Below are 18,514 nucleotides of genomic sequence, written 5' to 3' on the forward strand. Positions count from 1 at the left end.
TCGTTAAGTGTTAAATGTGGTGGGATCCAATTAAAGCACTAATGTATTAACATCAAAATCGAATGAATCATCAATATCTTGCAATTCCTTGAGTAAACGCTGTTTATCCTTAATGGTTTCAATTTCACGCCATTTGCGTTTTTTTGACGAGCTTTTTGAGCGGGTTGGTCTTTCAACAACTTCGTCTAGCGCACCACCATAGTCTAATCGATCCATGGTAACCTCCCTTGTTATTATGATGTCTCTGCACAAATAAGTACCATATTTCAGCTATAGGGTGCAATAGTTGTGTTGCATTTACGTTACTAATAAATCACAGTTTAGTGAATTTGATATCAAAAACGCATAAAAAAACCTCAGCAAGCTGAGGTTTTTATTTAAGGCTAGTATTTGTTCTATAGCTTACCTTTACGATACAGGTTCACTAATGCATTGCTCGATGCATCTAAATCGGTAGCATCTTGGTCTGCACCAATTCGTTCAAGCACATCATTGCCTAATTGCTTACCTAGCTCTACACCCCATTGATCAAATGAGTTTATCTGCCATATAGCACCCTGAACAAAGGTTCTGTGCTCATATAGCGCGATTAACGCACCTAATGTTGTTGGCGTTAGCTTATCCATCAATAAGGTATTACTTGGCTTGTTACCAACCATTACCTTATGTTTGGCTATAAGCGGTTTTTGTTGCTCATCAAGCTGGCTATTGCTTAGTTCAGCCAGTGCTTCATCGTAGGTACGACCTTGCATTAAGGCTTGGGTTTGCCCAAAGCAGTTTGATGCAAGTTGGTCATGATGTTCACCCAACGGATTGTGGCTTTGCAACGGCATAATAAAGTCGGCAGGAATAAGTGCTGTGCCTTGATGTAGCAACTGATGATAGGCATGTTGACCGTTAGTACCTTCACCGCCCCAAATGACGGGACCGGTGCTGTAATCGACGTCAGTGCCATCGAGTGTCACTGATTTACCATTACTTTCCATGTCGAGTTGTTGAAAATAAGCCGGAAGACCACGTAAGTAATGATCGTAGGTTAAAATGACATGTGATTGAGCACCATGAAAATTACCATACAATACAGACAACATAGCCATGATGACGGGCATATTTTGTTCGATAGGCGTGTTAGTAAAATGCTCATCCATTTGATGCGCGCCATCTAACAAGTCTTTAAAGTTATCCATACCAATAAGTAGCGCGATTGGTAAACCAATGGCTGACCATAATGAGTAGCGTCCGCCAACCCAATCCCACATTGGGAATATGTTGTTAGCGTCCATACCAAACTCAGTTGCCTTAGCCACATTTGATGTTACAGCAACAAAGTGTTTCGCCACATCTTGTTGACTTGCACCTTGGCCTAAAAACCAATCTTTAGCGCTAAGGGTATTGGTAAGAGTCTCTTGAGTACTGAATGATTTTGACGACATCACAAACAATGTGGTCTCAGCATTGAGATTTTTTAATTTTTCACAGATTGAAGTAGCATCAACGTTGGCGACAAAATGGCAATTAAGCCCTGCTTGCCAATATGGTCTAAGCGCTTGTGAAACAATTTTAGGTCCAAGAAAAGAACCTCCAATGCCGATACTGACGATATCTGTAATCGCTTTACCGGTATAACCTTTCCACTCACCTGATTGCACCGTGCCAACAAACTTAGCCATTTTGGCTAATGTTTGTTGCACTTCGGGAACGATATTCGCTCCTTCAGCAATAACCGTTTGAGTTGCTTTACTGCGTAATGCAGTGTGCAATACTGAGCGCTGTTCGGTGTTGTTAATTACATCACCATTAAACATTGCAGTAATTTTTTCACTCAGTTTTGCTTCTTTAGCGAGAGAGAATAGCAGCTTAAGTGTTTCATCGTTCACACGGTTTTTAGAGTAATCTAAAAACAGACCACAAGCCGCAACGCTCATTTGCTCAAAACGTTGTGGGTTTTGGGCAAATAATTCGCGCATGTGAGGTAGTTGACTTGAATGGGTTTGTAGCGCCTTCCAAGTCGTGCTTTGAGTCAGTGTAGTCACGAGTAAAGCCTCCAACTAGCTTAAGTTTGTTTTTAGCATAACTTCTAGTTTGCCTTGATCGATGGCAAAATTGCGAATGCCTTCTGCCAACTTATCTACTGCCATTGGGTCTTCGTTAAATGCCCAGCGGAATTGTTCTTCAGTGAGTGCTGTTGGAGCCGACTGTGTTGCTGGTGTCGCAACCAATTTCTGGATAATCTCTACATCAGTATTGGCTAATTCTTCTAGTAATGCAGGGCCAATCGTTAGACGGTCGCAACCTGATAATTCAATAATCTCACCAATATTTCTGAAACTCGCACCCATTACAACAGTGTTATAACCATGTTGCTTATAGTAGTTGTAAATCTCAGTAACAGAGACCACACCAGGATCGGTTTCTGCAGTGTAATCTTGGCCTGTGTCTTTTTTATACCAATCTAGGATGCGACCCACAAAAGGCGAAATAAGGTATACGCCAGCTTCTGCACAGGCTCTTGCTTGAGCAAAGCTAAATAGCAATGTTAGGTTACAGTTGATGCCTTCTTGTTCAAGTACTTTTGCTGCGCAAATACCTTCCCAAGTCGAAGCTAGTTTGATCAAAATTCGTGATTTATCAATTCCGGCTTCTTTATATAATTTGATTAGCTTATGAGCTTTGTCGATTGAGCGTTGCTTGTCAAATGATAAGCGAGCATCGACTTCTGTTGAGATACGACCTGGTACTAGCTTTAAAATTTCTACGCCAATATTGACTGCAAGTTTGTCGCCTGCATCTTCAATCTGTTGTTCAATACTTTGGCTTTGAGTTTTAGCCCATTCAATAGCATTCTCGATAAGAAAAGCATATTCAGGGATCTGCGAGGCTTTTAAAATGAGTGATGGATTGGTTGTTGCATCTTCAGGCTGGTAACGCTTAATAGCTTCTATGTCGCCGGTATCAGCAACGATGGTCGTGAATGATTTGAGTTGCGCGAGTGCATTGGCCATGGAAATTTCCTCTCGTTAAGCAATGAATATAGATCAATGCCTTTATTAGAAGCGATTTTAGGGATTATTCCAACTTTATTTGTAAAAAAATTACGAAATTATCCGTTATTTTCGCTTATTTAAAGCCATTATTGTTGCTAAATAGACAGAATTGGTCAGTTTATACGGTACATACTTCCAATTCTAATACCGCAACGTCAGTGTTAGTCACTGGTGTATTGGTTTTTACGTTGTTCTTAAAATAAAAAAGTCGCTGCAAGCAGCGACTTCTAAAGTATAGCGTATCTATATTACAATTAACGTAATACTACGCGCTTTTCAGTACCCGTCACGATAGCTTCGATACGACGGTTAACACGGTTAGCTTCAGCTGAGCTACCTTGCATAACTGGTTTAGTGACACCGTAACCAACAGAACTGATACGGCTGATGCTAATGCCATATTTTTTGTTTAGTGCACTTGCAACTGCTACCGCACGACGCTCAGAAAGCTTCATGTTGTATTCTGCTTTACCTACGTTAGACGCATGGCCTTGAACAGATACAGTGTGTTGTGGGTATTTAGTTAAGTGGTCAGCAAGTTTTTCTAAATCAGCAAACGAACCAGCACGGATTTCAGCTGAATCATTAGCAAATAAAATACCACCTAAGTCATACTTAGTTGTAACGTTTTCATAAACGCTACAACCAGTCGCATCAACTTTGTGAGTTGATGGTGTGTCTGGACATTTGTCTATGTTGTTTGTTACGCCATCTTTATCATCATCACCAAGTGGAACAACAACTGGTGCAACAACAACTGGTGCAGCAACTGGAGCTGGAGTACTAGTACCAAAACGGTAGCTTAGCTCAAGACCCCAATAGTTACTTTCCATCGAAAGTGTATTCCACTTTTCTTCGTCAAGATTTTCATAACGACGGTATTTAGCTTGTAACTTTAAATTGTCAGTAAAGTTATAACCAATACCAGCACCTAAATATGGTGCAATACCGCTATCACTGTAATATTCAGTGTTGTATTCTTTTTTGTTCGAGATTAGGTAGTTAAGCGCACCAGCTTCAGCTGATAAGCTCCACTTGTCTGCTAGTGGGTAAAAACCAACAAAACCTAATGACATTCCACGAGCACCAACATCATTGCGCTTGTTAGAATAATCAGTCCATTCTGCACGGCCAAGGTCACGATAACCTAGCTCAATACCGACGTATTCGTTAAATAAATAACCACCAAATACATCCCAAGCATATGGGTCATCTTCACCACATACTTTCATGGTTTTTTGGTCGCAGCTAGGTTCATAGTTGTTGACGCCTAAACCACCACCAACATACCAAGGTGTTAATTCTTGTGCAGCTGATGCAGCGAAAGGCAACATAGAGGTGAGTAATACTACTTTTAATGTGTTCTTCATCATATTTACATCCATTGTTATTTTACTCCACCAAATATGCATGTAACGGAGTTGTTATTGTCATGCATTACTGACGCTTAATGTGGTGTTTCTTTGTATTTTAGTCAGCGGCGCAATTATGGTTGGTAATTAGATGTTTTTCCATAGTAAAAAGGATTAATTTTTGGTAATGCTAGATTAGATAATACTCAGGATGAAATTTGTTTTAATTAAAATAACTAATTAAAACATAAGCTAAGCATGTATGTTTTAATTCATAAATGATTAAAGATGAATTGTGAATATCAACTCTTTTTTTAATAAGTTAGTTTGATTTTTATGAAATGGTCACTTTTGGGGATTATAAAAACAAAAATACGCCCTGAAGGCGTATTTTTTATTGTTAAAAGTGGCTTAACTTAACGTGTCCACACCCAGTTTTCGATCTCTTCAGGGTCAACACCGTTCGCTTTGATGTAGTTTTTGTGGTCTACCAAGCGTTGTAACATATCGGTCGTGATGGTCACATGTTGTGATTCATCAATTACGCCTTGCTGGAACAACTTATATGCCATATCGATAACTAAATGATAGCGAGAAGTACCATTACGCACACCCATATCAAATGGTGTAGTCGTTGAACCTTCTTCTTCATAACCTTTAATACGGAAGCGACGGTTACCTTTATAATCAAATACAAGCTTTTTGATGGTGTTTGGGTAGCCATGGTAGTTGAATACCACGCCTTTATCTTCAGTGAAGACTTCATCCATCATCCAAGGCTTGCTTTGGAATTTAAGACTACCTAAACCGCTGCTGTGAAGTTCTGAGACACTTACAAAGCGGATGCGCACTCTTGGTAAAATCTCACGAATTAATACCAGTGAGGCCATACATTCTTGCGTCGCGTAGTCACCACAACCTGCAAGTACTACATCTGGTTTGTCATCAGAGGCGAAATCCCACACCATGATACCGTCTTTAGCTTGCTTACGGGCTTCATCAAGTGATAACCACTGTGGTAACGACTTTTTACCCGCAACAATAATGTTCAGTTTATCGCGATCAGCGTAAGCACGTTCAGTGTAAACCAAGGTACTGTTAGCATCTGCAGGTAAATAAGCAGAAATAATGTTCGGATGTTTCTCTAACATAGCGCCTAGGAAAGACGGATTCTGGTGAGAATAGCCGTTGTGATCTTGGCGTTCTAATAGTGAAGACAATACGACGTTACATGCAGGGATAGGCTTACGGAAATGGATGCCTTGGCTTGCATGAACATATTTACAATATTGATCTGCCATTGATGACACTACCTGAGAGAAAGATTCGTAGGTAGGGAACATGCCGTGACGACCTGTTACTGTGTAACCGTGTAACATACCGAAAAGTAAATTTTCAGATAGGAGCTCAATCACGCGGCCATCGCGAGACATATCTTGATCCCAGCTTTCGATTGGCCACTGCCATGCGCGGTCGGTTTCTTCAAACACAGCTTGTAGTTGGTTTGAGTATGTTTCATCAGGGCTGAAGATACGTAAGTTACGTTGATCGCGGTTTAGTTTGAAAGCATCACGCATCCACTCACCCATTTTCAACATTGAGAAACCACGTTGACCACGAGCTGTTTCTGAACCGTAACCCAATTTGTTTAAATCTGGATTTGCTAAAGCACGTACAACTTCACCGCCGTAACTCAGACGTTGACGACCACAACATAACTCTTTTGGCGGCATCAAAGACATAATGTCTTTATCAAATATCAATTCACCGCTTTCAGTGGTTTGCACTAATTCGTCAAACTTATAGCTAGCCAACCACTTATCAAGTGCTTCAAGATGGCCTTTATCTTTGGCGCAGTTACTCACTATTACTTGATGAGATTCACAGTTACCAGCAAGTTTCTTACCATCGTATTCAGAAGTACCAGTCCAACCTTTTGCGGTTCTCATTAAAATAACTGGCCAGCGTGGTTTAACGACATCTTCACCTGAACGTGCGCGACGTTGGATGTCATTGATCATGTCATATGACAAGTCCATTGCTGCGGTCATTTGTTCAAAAATATCGGTTTCCATTTCATCATCAACGATGATTGGGTGATAACCAAGACCACGGAATTCTAAATCTAGCTCTTCATGGCTCATTCGGCCCATACGAGTAGGGCCTGAAATTTTGTAACCGTTAATATGTACGATTGGTAGCACTGCACCGTTGTTATCTGGTGAGACTAAACGGTTGGCATACCAAGATGCAGCTAATGGACCTGTTTCTGCTTCACCGTCACCAATTAAACAGGCGGCAATAAGATTTGGGTTATCTAATACAGAGCCCCAAGCAACTGAAAGTGAATAACCAAGCTCACCACCTTCTAATATTTGACCTGGTGCTTCAGGATTGGCATGTGATGGATAACCGTAAGCTGCTGAGAATTTTTTACAGATATCTTCGATACCCGTTTCTGTATAAGGTATGGTCTCTGGGTAGAAATGGCTTAATGAACCTTCTACAAATAAGTTAGCTTGTACTGCTGGGAAACCGTGGCCAGGGCCAACAAGGTAAATGAATTCACGATTATGCTTAACAATAAGACGGTTAACGTTAGCGTAGACAAAGTTGATACCAGGACACGTTCCCCAGTGACCAAGTAAACGAGGCTTGATATCAGTATGTTGTAAAGGACGCTTAAAAAGTACGTTTTGCTTCAGATAAATTTGCGATGTCGCCAAGAAGTTAGTCGCTCGTACGTATTTTTTTAGTGCAGTTATTTCATTTGAGTTAGTCATTGTGACCTCGATTAAAAGTGAAAATAATTATTTAACTTTCTTTGAGAACACTGTATCTGTAATTTTATTACAATAATGTGGCCTTTATCTGATTTTTGACGAGTCACTTTTAGTTCAGGTCGCATTTTTGGTTGATATGTCGATTATTACTTGAAATTTAATAACGATTTGCCAGTGCTTTAAGCATAGAGCATTAATAATAGAAGTGATAAAGTGTGATGGATGTCACTTGTTGCTTTTTGTTTTATTTGTGTTGCTTCAACGTGTCATTTACTTAGGCAATGTATCAGGTAGGTAACGTTGTTTTAGCATTCACAGCCCTTGGTGATCTATACCTATTAATCCACCATCATTAGCTTTTATAATGGCGCCTTTATTTGGCACTTTTATTTGTTTTACCGTTTGACACATAGCAGCTCGCATATGAAGTGCCAGGTCTGTCCATTATGTGCTTTAACATTCAGCGCAATAGCCTGATACAAAAAAATAACCTTATAACGGGGAAGATTAGACAATATGGCAATGTTAGAAACGATTATTAATTTTATGAATAGCCTACTTTGGGGCAAGCTATTAGTTTATGGACTGGTAGGCGCTGGATTATTTTTCACCATTCGTCTCGGTTTTATTCAAGCCACTCATTTTGTTCATGGCATTAAAGTATTGGCTATTAGCCGTCGTCCAGGTAAGCATGGTTTATCATCATTTCAGGTTTTTTGTACCAGTATGGCAGCACGTGTAGGTGCTGGTAACATGGCCGGTGTGGCTGTTGCAATTGGTACTGCAGGACCAGGTGCCGTGTTCTGGATGTGGGCTATTGCGGTACTTGGTATGGCAACCGCAATGATTGAGTCGACCCTTGCCCAAGTTTATAAAGTGAAAGATGGTGATGGTCAGTACCGTGGCGGGCCTGCTTATTATATGGAGAAAGGTCTTGGTCAACGCTGGATGGGTGTGCTGTTCTCGATATTTTTAATTATAGCCTTTGGTTTAGTGTTTAATGCAGTCCAGGCTAACACCATAACTGGTGCTATGACTCAGGTGTTTGGTTTTGAGCCTGTCTATATTGGAATTGGTATTGTTATTTGCAGTGCCTTTGTGATTGTTGGAGGCCTTAAGAAGGTTGCTAAAGCATCTGAGTTAATTGTGCCTGTAATGGCTATTGCTTATATTGCCATTGCTTTTGTCGTTGTGGGTATGAACATTGAAAAATTACCCGACATATTCATGTTGGTTATCAATAGTGCATTTGGTTGGCAAGAAGCTGCTGCTGGTGGTGTTGCATTTAGTGTTTCGCAAGCAATGCAAGCTGGTATTGCCCGAGGATTGTTTTCAAACGAAGCGGGTATGGGGAGTGCCGCAAATGTTGCTGCAAGTGCATCTCCAAATCCTAACCATCCAGCATCGCAAGGTTTTGTGCAAATGATGGGCGTGTTTGTTGATACCATTGTTATTTGTACCGCAACCGCAGCGATTATTTTATTATCTGGAGATGCAGCTTCTAGCTCGGATGGTATTGCCAAAACCATTAGTGCATTAACCAGTCATGTGGGTGATTGGGGTGGAGCATTTATTGCTTTTGCCATTTTACTCTTCTGCTTTACGTCTATTATTGCCAACTATTCTTATGCAGAAACCAATGTAATGTTCTTGTCTGGCAATAGTAAAAAAGCCTTACCTTTATTTCGTTTAGTGGTTTTAGGTATGGTTATGTTTGGTTCTCTCGCTAAAATTAGTTTGGTTTGGGATTTAGCGGATGTGTCGATGGGGCTAATGGCCATTGTTAACTTAGTGGCATTAGTCTTGTTGTCTGGTTTGGCGGTTAGAGTGATCAATGACTACCGTGAACAGATAGACGCTGGTATTGATCCGGTATTTGATACTAGTAAGTTTCCGGAGCTAGCCGATCAATTAGAAGAAAAAATTTGGCCTAACTCAGCAGAGCCTGTAAAAAAATAGCATTTACCTATTAGGGTAATCGAAAAAACCATGCTACAGCAGCATGGTTTTTTTTTATCAGTTCAGTATGATGACATTATGATTTTACCTGGAGCGTACTTATGCTGGTTTTAGTTTCACCCGCGAAAACATTAGATTTCGAAAATCCACCTATAACTAACACCCATTCTCTGCCGTGTTTACTTAAACAAAGCCAAGCATTGATTGATGTATGCCGTGAATTATCACCAATGGATATTGCCAGTTTAATGAAAGTAAGCGATAAAATTGCCGGGCTTAATGCTGCTCGTTTTGCTGACTGGCAGCCACCGTTTAGCCTTGATAATGCTAAACAAGCTATATTCGCATTTCGAGGTGATGTCTACACCGGTTTTGATGCCGATCATTTATCTGAGTCACAAATAGCTTCTAGTCAAAAGCATCTGCGTATTTTGTCTGGTTTGTATGGTTTACTTAAACCGTTGGATTTAATTCAACCGTACCGGTTAGAAATGGGTACCAAACTAGCAAACTCACAGGGCAGCAATTTATATGCTTTTTGGGGCGAGACTATCACTGCTGAAGTGAATAAGGCCTTGAAAGAGCAGGGTGACGATATCATTGTCAATTTAGCGTCGAATGAATACTTCAAATCGGTCAACGTTAAACAGCTTGAAGGACTGTTGATTACACCAGTATTTAAAGACTGTAAAAAAGGTCAATTTAAAGTGATTAGCTTTTATGCTAAAAAAGCGCGCGGATTGATGGCTCGTTACATTGTGGATACTAAACCTACTAGTGTTGAACAATTAACCGAGTTTGATCTTGAAGGTTATTATTATAACGAAGTGCAATCGACCCCTACAGCGCCAGTATTTTTACGAGACGAACAAAAATAACGCTCTCTAAAATAATAAAACCAGCTTAATAAAAAGCCCTTGAATAAGGGCTTTTTAATGTCTGAGTGTTAAGCTCGATTGAGATAAACCGATTAGTGTTGTTCTTTTTGCTGAGTAACAGGCCTTAAATCGATTTCTGATTGCGCCATCATATAAGCAAATTGTGCATAAGCAGCGGCACTTTGCGCTAGTTTCTTGGGATCAATTTTATCCAAGGTGTCGTTAGGAGTGTGGTGATAATCAAAATAATCTGAACCATCTTGATTTAACGACGCAACTGGAACGCCTAATGCTGGTAGAATTGAAACATCTGGGCCACCAGACGCTTCATTATTGCCTAGCTCAACGCCGCTTAAGGTCATAGCTGAATGTTCTTGTTTGACCTGCTCAAATGTCGCGGCATTAACGTTAAAATCAATTTTATATACTGGTCCTGCACCAAAATCAGATTCTGCGGCAATATAGTGTTTATCTAATTCATCAGCATGTTGTGCCGCATAGGCTTTACCGCCGACTAAACCGACTTCTTCTGCAGCGTATAATACTACTCGAATAGTGCGTGCTGGCTTTTGTGGTAAGTCTTGGATAAGTTTAGCAGCGGTGGTGACAATCGCCACACCAGCGCCATCATCAATCGCACCTGTACCTTCATCCCATGAATCAAGATGAGCACCAATAAGGACGATTTCGTCAGGCTTACTGCTACCTGTGACTTCTGCAATGACATTATAAGATGTGGCTATTCCTAGATTTTCTGAGGTCAAATTTAATGATAGTGTGATGTTTGGATCGCGCTTTAACATCGCATTAATTAAATCGGCATCTGGATTCGACATTGCTGCCGCAGGAATTTTAGGCGTTCCTTCTTCATATCGCATCATACCAGTATGGGCCATTCTGTCATGATCCGTCCCAATAGAGCGGATAACGATGGCAACCGCTCCTTTTTGTGCAGCAACTATAGCTCCACGAGAACGGCCGCCTACGGCTTCGCCATAACCTTTACCTGTAATATGGCGTTCAGTTTTGTGGTCGATGAATACAATTTTGCCTTCGATGCGTCCAGGTGATGCATTAGATAACTCTTCTAAGCTGTCAAAGCGTACAATTAATGCTTGAATACCGTTAACTGGTGTTGCCACGCTTCCACCTAAGGCGGTAACGACTAATGGCTGATCATAAGGCGCTACGATACTTGCGTGGGCGCTACCTCTTGACCATGCAGGAACTTGAACTGACTCCTTGTACACTTTATCAAATCCGAGCAGCCACAATTTTTCCATTGCCCAATCAACCGCAACTATATCTTTATCCGTGCCAGCTAATCTTGGTCCAACTTCAACGGTGAGTGATTCGACTATGTCATAACTTAAGCGAGACGATAAAGCTTGTTTAGCTAATTGTTGACTGATTTTTGCATCATCAGAATCATTAATCACTAATTGTGGTGCAGTGGCTTTAGTTGGTGACGTTGTTTGACAGCCAATAAGTGCTGCAAAAATGGCACCGACGAGAGTGGCTCTTTGATAGTTTTTCATGAGTTTCCTTTGATTATTTTAGCTAAGTCTCATTTTTTACAACAATCTACCAAAAAGTGTGCTTTATGTCCCGACTCTATTTGTAAGGGAACGCTATATTAGAGCGGGGTTAGATGAGGAGAAGAGCGCGTGATGAATATAGAAAAAATGCAGCAGCAAGCAGATCATGCGGTCGTATTGCTAAAAGCATTAGCAAATGAACGTAGATTGTTTATTTTGTGTCATCTTCTTAATGAAGGTGAAATGTGTGTTGGTGAAATGAATAAGAAGTTGGGGTTGAGTCAATCGGCATTATCTCAACATTTGGCATGGCTTCGTAAAGACAATTTAGTCTGTACTAGAAAAGAAGCACAAACCGTTTTTTATTCATTAAAAAGTAATGAGGTAAAAGAGTTAATTCAAGTATTAAATAATATGTATTGTTATTAAATTGACTCCACAAACGTCTTAACTGATGCATCTCATTGATGATGTCTTAAGTTAAGACGTTTAGTTCTGTAAATTATACACGCAATATGCCGCTTACTGGCCGCAATTAAGACACTTCAAACCACAAACCTGCAATGTATCAATATTTTCAAAACCACCAACAATCAACTTTCAATTTTCAACTTTCAACTTTCATAAAATTGATCGTTCTCCCGTTGAAATGAGTGAAAGCTTCCATACTGTCTTTCTACAGGCTTAGTTAGTCGCCAATATTAATAGTATTAAATTAAACGTTAAAACAGTTCTCAAGCGCAACTTGCCTTTAATCAGACTATTTTTTAGGGTCAGATCATTAATAATTTTGACATTATTATATTGATACTAATCTGTTGAGTTGAGTTGAGATTGAGATAGGGGAAGTTGCAGATGAAAAAGATAGATAGGTAAAATTTAGTGATAAAAAAACCGGCCTAAGCCGGTTTTTTGAATCTTAATCTACAAAAAATTAAGCTGCGATAGCTTTGATTTTTGCATTTAAGCGAGCCTTCTGACGACCGGCTTTATTCTTATGAATAAGACCTTTAGTCGCCATACGGTCAACAATTGGTTGTGCAATAGCGAACGCTTCTGTAGCCGCTTTATGGTCACCACTTTTGATAGCAGCGATGACTTTTTTAACGTATGTACGTAACATAGAGCGACGACTAGCATTATGCTGACGACGCTTTTCAGACTGAAGCGCGCGCTTCTTTGCAGACTTGCTATTAGCCAAGGTGCAACTCCTAAAAACTGGATTTGATACTTTTAAAGGCCGAGGAATATGCCTGCTTTTTGTCGTCTTGTCAACGACTACAGTTGAATAATCATCATAAAGATAAATTAATCCAACCTAACATGCCTAACTTCAACCCACTCGTGTAATATGTGGCGCAATTCTACCAGCTCTTTGGTCTGTGTGACAGGGCCATAATAGAATATTTATTAATATATCCCATTAATTTTCGTTGAAGTGTGTTTGTGCCTGGGGGGCTGTTTGAGCAAAAAATTATTTAAATCAGGCTTGATTGTCAGCGTTATGACGCTGATTTCACGAGTATTAGGTTTAGTTCGAGATGTAGTGATTGCGAACCTAATGGGAGCAGGCAGTAGTGCTGACGTGTTCTTTTTTGCAAATAAGATACCTAATTTTTTAAGGCGTTTATTTGCCGAAGGGGCTTTTGCGCAGGCATTTGTGCCGGTACTGACCGAGTACCAGGAAAAAATGACCCCAGAAGATACACGCGAGTTATTAAGTAAAGTCGCTGGTACCTTAGGTGTACTAGTGACAATTGTTACTTTGGTTGGTGTTGTTGGTTCTCCAGTATTAGCTGCTCTTTTTGGTGGTGGCTGGTTTGTCGATTGGTTAAATGACGGGCCTAATGCAGAAAAATTTGAACTGGCTTCTGTCATGTTAAAAATTACCTTTCCGTATTTATGGTTTATCACCTTCACAGCCCTAGCAGGATCAATCCTTAATACTCGTGGACGCTTTGCGGTTTCAGCCTTTACGCCAGTATTTTTGAATGTGGCGATTATTGCCGTGGCGTTATGGTATGCGCACACATTAGAAAACCCTGAAATTGGTTTGGCTTGGGGGGTATTTGTTGGTGGATTGATTCAGTTTTTATTCCAAATACCTTTCTTAATTCGTGAGAAAGCACTCGTTAGGCCTACGTGGGGATGGCATCACCCTGGTGTGGTAAAAATTAGAACCTTGATGATCCCAGCTTTATTTGGTGTGTCTGTGTCGCAAATTAATTTATTGTTCGACACTTTTATAGCCAGTTTCCTGATGACGGGATCGATTAGTTGGTTGTATTACGCAGACCGCCTATTGGAGTTCCCTTTAGGATTATTTGGTATTGCCATCGCGACAGTGATTTTGCCTGCATTATCGCAAAAACATGTTAATGCCCAAGGCAGTGGCTTTAATCAAACGATGGATTGGGGAGTAAAAGCCATTTTACTCTTAGGCACTCCGGCTATGTTAGGACTGATTATTCTCGCTAAACCAATGCTGATGGTGTTGTTTATGCGTGGTGCATTTAGCCTAAATGACGTTCAAATGGCTTCGTATAGCCTGGTTGCTTATGGCTGTGGTTTGTTAAGTTTCATGATGATTAAAGTGTTAGCTCCAGGATATTATTCGCGTCAAGACACTAAAACTCCGGTTAAATATGGCATTATTGCCATGGTTAGTAATATGGTGTTTAACCTTATTTTTGCCATTCCATTTGGTTATGTGGGCTTAGCCATTGCGACATCAATGTCTGCGCTATTAAATGCGGGTTTGTTGTATCGAGGTTTGCATAAAGCGGGCGTTTATCAAATGAGCCGACAAACGTTATTTTTCTCGTTTAAAGTGATTATTTCTACAGCCTTAATGGCCATTGGCATTGTTTATTTTATGCCGCAACAAAGTACATGGCTCGAATGGCACACCTTCGAACGGATGTTTATGTTGATTGAGCTCATTGTTGGTGGCGCGGTTATTTATTTGTTGAGTTTACTCGCATTGGGTGTACGGCCTTGGAAAATTAAACGTCAGGGATAATTTATCCTACGTGAGAGACTTAGGCATATTCGGCTGATTATCCAAAATTCGCTGTAATAATCTGAGGTTGAAACTCGCATCTGACATTGGTTTGGGTATATAATCTGCCGATTTGCAATAGGCAGTATTGAGCGTAATGGAATTAATCCGCGGTATACACAATATTTTACCTTCTCATCATGGTTGCGTTTTGACCATTGGGAATTTTGATGGTGTCCATCGTGGCCATGCACAGGTGATCAGCAGCTTGGTTAATAAAGCGCATCATTTTCAACTGCCTGCAATGTTAATGACCTTTGAACCGCAACCGCAAGAACGTTTTCGTGGTACAGATGCGCCGGCGCGTCTGAGTCTTCTACGTGATAAAATTAGATTGTTAGATGAGCTTAAAATTGATCAGCTACTTTGTATCAATTTTACTGAAGCCTTTGCTAGTCAACCTGCTGAAGCGTTTATTGAAGAGTTACTGGTTAAAAAACTCGGGGTTAAATATCTCGTTGTTGGAGATGATTTTTGTTTTGGTAAAGGTCGCTTAGGTAACTTCGATATGCTCGTTGCTGCGGGTAAAGAATTTGGCTTTACTGTGGTCAGTACACAAAGCTTTGTTGTTGGTTCGTTGCGAGTAAGCTCTACTGCAGTGAGAGAACAACTAGCGTTAGGGCACTTAGAGCAAGCAAGGCGGTTATTGGGTCATCCTTTCATTTTAAGTGGTAAGGTTGCACACGGGCAAAAATTAGGCCGTACAATTGGTTTTCCAACAGCAAATATTGCCTTAAAACGACACGTAGTACCTGTAAGAGGGGTGTTTGCGGTTCGTTTGTACTGGGATGGCAGCGATATTTATGACGGTGTGGCTAATGTGGGTTTTAGACCCACTGTAAATGGTCAAACTTGCAGATTAGAAGTCCATTTGTTTGATTTTAGCGGTGATTTATACGGCAAACGAGTGGAAGTAGAATTAGTAGCAAAGATCCGTGATGAACAACCTTTTGAGTCATTGGACGCGCTAAAAAAACAGATTTTAAATGATGCAAATGAAGCTCGCGCTTTATTTAGCAACGATGCTAGCTGAAATGAATCAGCTTTAAATAATGGTATGGGATCAATGAGCGACTATAAATTTACTTTGAACTTGCCGGAAACAGAGTTTCCGATGCGCGGTAATTTGGCAAATCGCGAGCCAGAAATGTTAAATAGCTGGACGCAAGACGGACTGTATCAACAGATCCGTGATAGCCGTGCTGGCCGTAAACCTTTCATTCTTCATGATGGCCCTCCATACGCCAATGGCAGCATTCATATTGGTCACTCGGTAAACAAAATCCTTAAAGACATCATTATTAAGTCTAAAACCATGTCAGGTTTTGACGCGCCTTATATTCCAGGCTGGGATTGTCATGGATTACCGATTGAGCTTAAAGTTGAGCAAAAAGTCGGTAAGCCAGGTGTCAAAATTTCTGCGGCAGAGTTTCGTGAAGAATGTCGTAAATATGCCGCTATCCAAGTTGATGGCCAACGTGATGACTTCATTCGTTTAGGTGTATTAGGTGATTGGCAAAACCCTTACCTAACCATGGACTTTTCAACCGAAGCGAATATTGTCCGTTCATTGGCAAAAGTAATTGAAAGCGGTCATTTACACAAAGGTGTTAAACCTGTGCATTGGTGTACCGACTGTGGTTCAGCACTTGCTGAAGCTGAAGTGGAATACGAAGATAAAACATCTCCAGCAATCGATGTCGCTTTTGTGGCGGTTGATAGCCAAGCTGTTGCAGCTAAATTTGGCGTAGAAAATTATGCTAAACCAGTAGCTATGGCAATTTGGACCACGACCCCATGGACGATTCCTGCAAATCGTGCATTAGCGTTAAGCCCTGAGTTAGATTACAGCCTGGTTGAATTTGTTAAGAATGGTGAAACGACTACCTTGATATTAGCTCAAGTTCTGGTTGAGTCATGTCTTGAGCGTTACAGTGCAGAGTCACACACTATTTTAGGTGAAGTAAAAGGCGCAGAACTTGAGTTAATGCGTTTTAATCACCCATTTTATGCGTTTGACGTGCCTGCTATTTTAGCCGATCACGTGACTACTGACGCAGGTACCGGTATTGTACATACAGCACCAGGCCACGGTCAGGACGATTTTATTGTCGGCCAAAAATACGGTTTGGAAGTCGCTAACCCTGTTGGCGACAATGGTGTTTATAAGCCAGACACTGAGTTTTTTGCTGGTCAGCATGTATTTAAAGCCAACGCCAATGTGGTTGCGCTGTTAGAAGAAAAGGGCGCATTACTTCTGCATGTTGCTATACGCCATAGCTATCCACATTGCTGGCGCCACAAAACACCAATTATTTTCCGTGCCACGCCACAATGGTTTATCTCTATGGATAATCATGGTTTGCGTTCACAAGCGTTAAAAGAAATTGAACAAACGAAGTGGATCCCTGATTGGGGCCAAAGCCGTATTGAAAAAATGGTAGAAAACCGTCCAGACTGGTGTATTTCACGTCAGCGTACTTGGGGCGTCCCTATTACGTTGTTTGTACATCGTGAAACGGATGAATTACATCCAGACAGTGTTTCATTAATGGAACGTGTAGCGCATCGCATTGAACAACAAGGTATTCAAGCTTGGTGGGATTTAGATGCCAGCGAATTGTTAGGTGATGAGGCCGATCAATACCGCAAAGTGACTGATACATTGGATGTATGGTTTGACTCAGGTTCATCATTCTCATCTGTTGTCGCAGCGCGTCCAGAGTTTCATGGGCATGACATAGATTTGTATCTAGAAGGTAGCGATCAGCATCGTGGTTGGTTTATGTCATCATTGATGATCTCAACCGCTATGAATGGTAAAGCACCTTATAAGCAAGTGTTGACCCATGGTTTTACCGTTGATGGTAAAGGCCGTAAGATGTCAAAATCTGTTGGTAACGTGATAGCTCCCTTACAAGTAATCAATAAGCTTGGTGCTGACATTTTACGTCTATGGGTTGCCGCAACCGATTATAGTGGCGAAATGACGGTATCTGACGAGATTTTAAATCGCAGTGCTGATGCATATCGTCGTATTCGAAATACTGCCCGTTTCTTACTTGCTAACTTGAATGGCTTTAACCCAGAAACAGACATGATCGCATCTGAAGAGATGGTCGCGTTAGATCGTTGGGTTGTTCGTCGTGCAGCAGTGCTGCAACAAGAAATCATTGAAGCATATGATCAATACAATTTCCATTTAGTGACTCAAAAACTGATGCAGTTCTGTTCTGTAGAGTTAGGCAGTTTCTATCTTGATATTATTAAAGATCGCCAGTACACCGCTAAGCAAGAAGGGCATGCACGTCGTAGCTGTCAATCTGCGCTTTATCATATTGCCGAGGCGATGGTTCGTTGGATGACGCCAATTTTAAGCTTTACCGCTGATGAAGTGTGGCAATTATTACCCGGTAAACGTGAAAAGTATGTGTTTACCCAAGAATGGTATCAAGGCTTAGAAGCCGTCACTCTTGAAAGTGATTTAAGCGATGATTATTGGGAAAAACTATTAACTGTCCGTAATGAAGTTAATAAAGTACTCGAACAAGCACGCCGTGATAAACGTATTGGTGGTTCATTAGAAGCTGAAGTGACATTGTTCGCCGATGCTGATTTAGCGGCTGAGTTAGCTAAAGTGGGTGATGAGTTACGATTTATCCTTATCACCTCTAAAGCAGCGGTTACGGATATGTCACAAGCGGGTAGCGATGCCATCGAAACCGAATTAAGTTCGCTTAAACTAGTGGTTGCCAAAAGTGCTGCCGAGAAGTGTGAGCGTTGCTGGCACTATCGTGAAGAGGTTGGCACCATTGAAGCTCACCCAACATTGTGTCAGCGTTGTGTGACCAATATTGAAGGTGAAGGCGAGCAACGCGAATTCGCTTAAGGAAACATTG

Annotated in this window: 13 protein-coding genes; 6 read left to right on the plus strand and 7 right to left on the minus strand. The window is 40.9% G+C overall.

Annotated elements, in window-relative coordinates; genetic code table 11:
* Positions 1 to 30 precede the first annotated feature (30 nt).
* The 5 genes from HNW13_RS01715 to HNW13_RS01735 all read right to left on the minus strand — a co-directional run bounded on the left by HNW13_RS01715 (position 31) and on the right by HNW13_RS01735 (position 7,179).
* On the minus strand, positions 31 to 216 hold the full coding sequence (locus tag HNW13_RS01715) for a DUF3545 family protein (RefSeq protein WP_101086371.1): 186 nt from the start codon (positions 214 to 216) through the stop codon (positions 31 to 33).
* Positions 217 to 395: 179 nt separating this feature from the next.
* On the minus strand, positions 396 to 2,033 hold the full coding sequence (pgi, locus tag HNW13_RS01720; protein WP_192114411.1) for a glucose-6-phosphate isomerase: 1,638 nt from the start codon (positions 2,031 to 2,033) through the stop codon (positions 396 to 398).
* 15 nt (positions 2,034 to 2,048) lie between these two features.
* Positions 2,049 to 3,002 (minus strand): transaldolase, encoded by a 954-nt coding sequence (tal, locus tag HNW13_RS01725; RefSeq protein ID WP_101086373.1) that lies wholly within the window; start codon positions 3,000 to 3,002, stop codon positions 2,049 to 2,051.
* Between the two features lie 296 nt (positions 3,003 to 3,298).
* Positions 3,299 to 4,417: an OmpA family protein gene (locus HNW13_RS01730; RefSeq protein WP_192114412.1), complete on the minus strand. Its 1,119-nt coding sequence runs from the start codon at positions 4,415 to 4,417 to the stop codon at positions 3,299 to 3,301.
* A 395-nt stretch (positions 4,418 to 4,812) separates the two neighbouring features.
* Positions 4,813 to 7,179 carry a phosphoketolase family protein gene (locus HNW13_RS01735; RefSeq protein WP_101086375.1) on the minus strand — a complete coding sequence of 789 codons (2,367 nt, stop codon included), beginning with the start codon at positions 7,177 to 7,179 and terminating at the stop codon, positions 4,813 to 4,815.
* A gap of 522 nt (positions 7,180 to 7,701) precedes the next feature.
* Between HNW13_RS01735 and HNW13_RS01740 the strand changes: the two genes are divergently transcribed.
* Positions 7,702 to 9,138, plus strand: coding sequence for an alanine/glycine:cation symporter family protein (locus tag HNW13_RS01740; protein WP_101087192.1), 1,437 nt, complete (start codon positions 7,702 to 7,704; stop codon positions 9,136 to 9,138).
* A 101-nt stretch (positions 9,139 to 9,239) separates the two neighbouring features.
* Complete coding sequence (yaaA, locus tag HNW13_RS01745) at positions 9,240 to 10,016, plus strand: peroxide stress protein YaaA (RefSeq protein ID WP_192114413.1); 777 nt, start codon at positions 9,240 to 9,242, stop codon at positions 10,014 to 10,016.
* Between the two features lie 92 nt (positions 10,017 to 10,108).
* Here the strand turns inward: yaaA and HNW13_RS01750 are convergent, their stop codons facing one another.
* Positions 10,109 to 11,554: a M20/M25/M40 family metallo-hydrolase gene (locus HNW13_RS01750; protein WP_192114414.1), complete on the minus strand. Its 1,446-nt coding sequence runs from the start codon at positions 11,552 to 11,554 to the stop codon at positions 10,109 to 10,111.
* Positions 11,555 to 11,686: 132 nt separating this feature from the next.
* Here HNW13_RS01750 and HNW13_RS01755 point away from each other — a divergent pair, with 132 nt between their 5' ends.
* A complete protein-coding gene (locus tag HNW13_RS01755; RefSeq protein ID WP_011638342.1) occupies positions 11,687 to 11,983 on the plus strand; it encodes a metalloregulator ArsR/SmtB family transcription factor in 297 nt (98 codons plus the stop codon).
* A gap of 505 nt (positions 11,984 to 12,488) precedes the next feature.
* Here the strand turns inward: HNW13_RS01755 and rpsT are convergent.
* Entirely contained in the window at positions 12,489 to 12,755 is a 267-nt protein-coding gene (gene rpsT / locus HNW13_RS01760) for a 30S ribosomal protein S20 (protein WP_059744082.1), read from the minus strand.
* Between the two features lie 261 nt (positions 12,756 to 13,016).
* Here rpsT and murJ point away from each other — a divergent pair, with 261 nt between their 5' ends.
* The 3 genes from murJ to ileS all read left to right on the plus strand — a co-directional run bounded on the left by murJ (position 13,017) and on the right by ileS (position 18,504).
* Positions 13,017 to 14,576, plus strand: a complete 1,560-nt coding sequence (gene murJ, locus HNW13_RS01765; RefSeq protein WP_192114415.1) for a murein biosynthesis integral membrane protein MurJ — start codon at positions 13,017 to 13,019, stop codon at positions 14,574 to 14,576.
* Between the two features lie 136 nt (positions 14,577 to 14,712).
* Entirely contained in the window at positions 14,713 to 15,648 is a 936-nt protein-coding gene (gene ribF, locus HNW13_RS01770) for a bifunctional riboflavin kinase/FAD synthetase (RefSeq protein WP_101086379.1), read from the plus strand.
* A gap of 33 nt (positions 15,649 to 15,681) precedes the next feature.
* Complete coding sequence (gene ileS, locus HNW13_RS01775) at positions 15,682 to 18,504, plus strand: isoleucine--tRNA ligase (RefSeq protein WP_192114416.1); 2,823 nt, start codon at positions 15,682 to 15,684, stop codon at positions 18,502 to 18,504.
* The last annotated feature ends 10 nt before the right edge of the window (positions 18,505 to 18,514 follow it).

It is taken from the genome of Shewanella sp. BF02_Schw (assembly GCF_014596695.2).
Lineage (GTDB): Bacteria > Pseudomonadota > Gammaproteobacteria > Enterobacterales > Shewanellaceae > Shewanella.

What these genes read in the sequence shown, in the direction of transcription:
- HNW13_RS01715 (WP_101086371.1), bottom strand. Translation starts at nt 216, where the DNA reads ATGGATCGATTAGACTATGGTGGTGCGCTAGACGAAGTTGTTGAAAGA.
- tal (WP_101086373.1), bottom strand. Translation starts at nt 3,002, where the DNA reads ATGGCCAATGCACTCGCGCAACTCAAATCATTCACGACCATCGTTGCT.
- HNW13_RS01730 (WP_192114412.1), bottom strand. Translation starts at nt 4,417, where the DNA reads ATGATGAAGAACACATTAAAAGTAGTATTACTCACCTCTATGTTGCCT.
- HNW13_RS01735 (WP_101086375.1), bottom strand. Translation starts at nt 7,179, where the DNA reads ATGACTAACTCAAATGAAATAACTGCACTAAAAAAATACGTACGAGCG.
- HNW13_RS01740 (WP_101087192.1), top strand. Translation starts at nt 7,702, where the DNA reads ATGTTAGAAACGATTATTAATTTTATGAATAGCCTACTTTGGGGCAAG.
- yaaA (WP_192114413.1), top strand. Translation starts at nt 9,240, where the DNA reads ATGCTGGTTTTAGTTTCACCCGCGAAAACATTAGATTTCGAAAATCCA.
- HNW13_RS01750 (WP_192114414.1), bottom strand. Translation starts at nt 11,554, where the DNA reads ATGAAAAACTATCAAAGAGCCACTCTCGTCGGTGCCATTTTTGCAGCA.
- HNW13_RS01755 (WP_011638342.1), top strand. Translation starts at nt 11,687, where the DNA reads ATGAATATAGAAAAAATGCAGCAGCAAGCAGATCATGCGGTCGTATTG.
- ribF (WP_101086379.1), top strand. Translation starts at nt 14,713, where the DNA reads ATGGAATTAATCCGCGGTATACACAATATTTTACCTTCTCATCATGGT.
- ileS (WP_192114416.1), top strand. Translation starts at nt 15,682, where the DNA reads ATGAGCGACTATAAATTTACTTTGAACTTGCCGGAAACAGAGTTTCCG.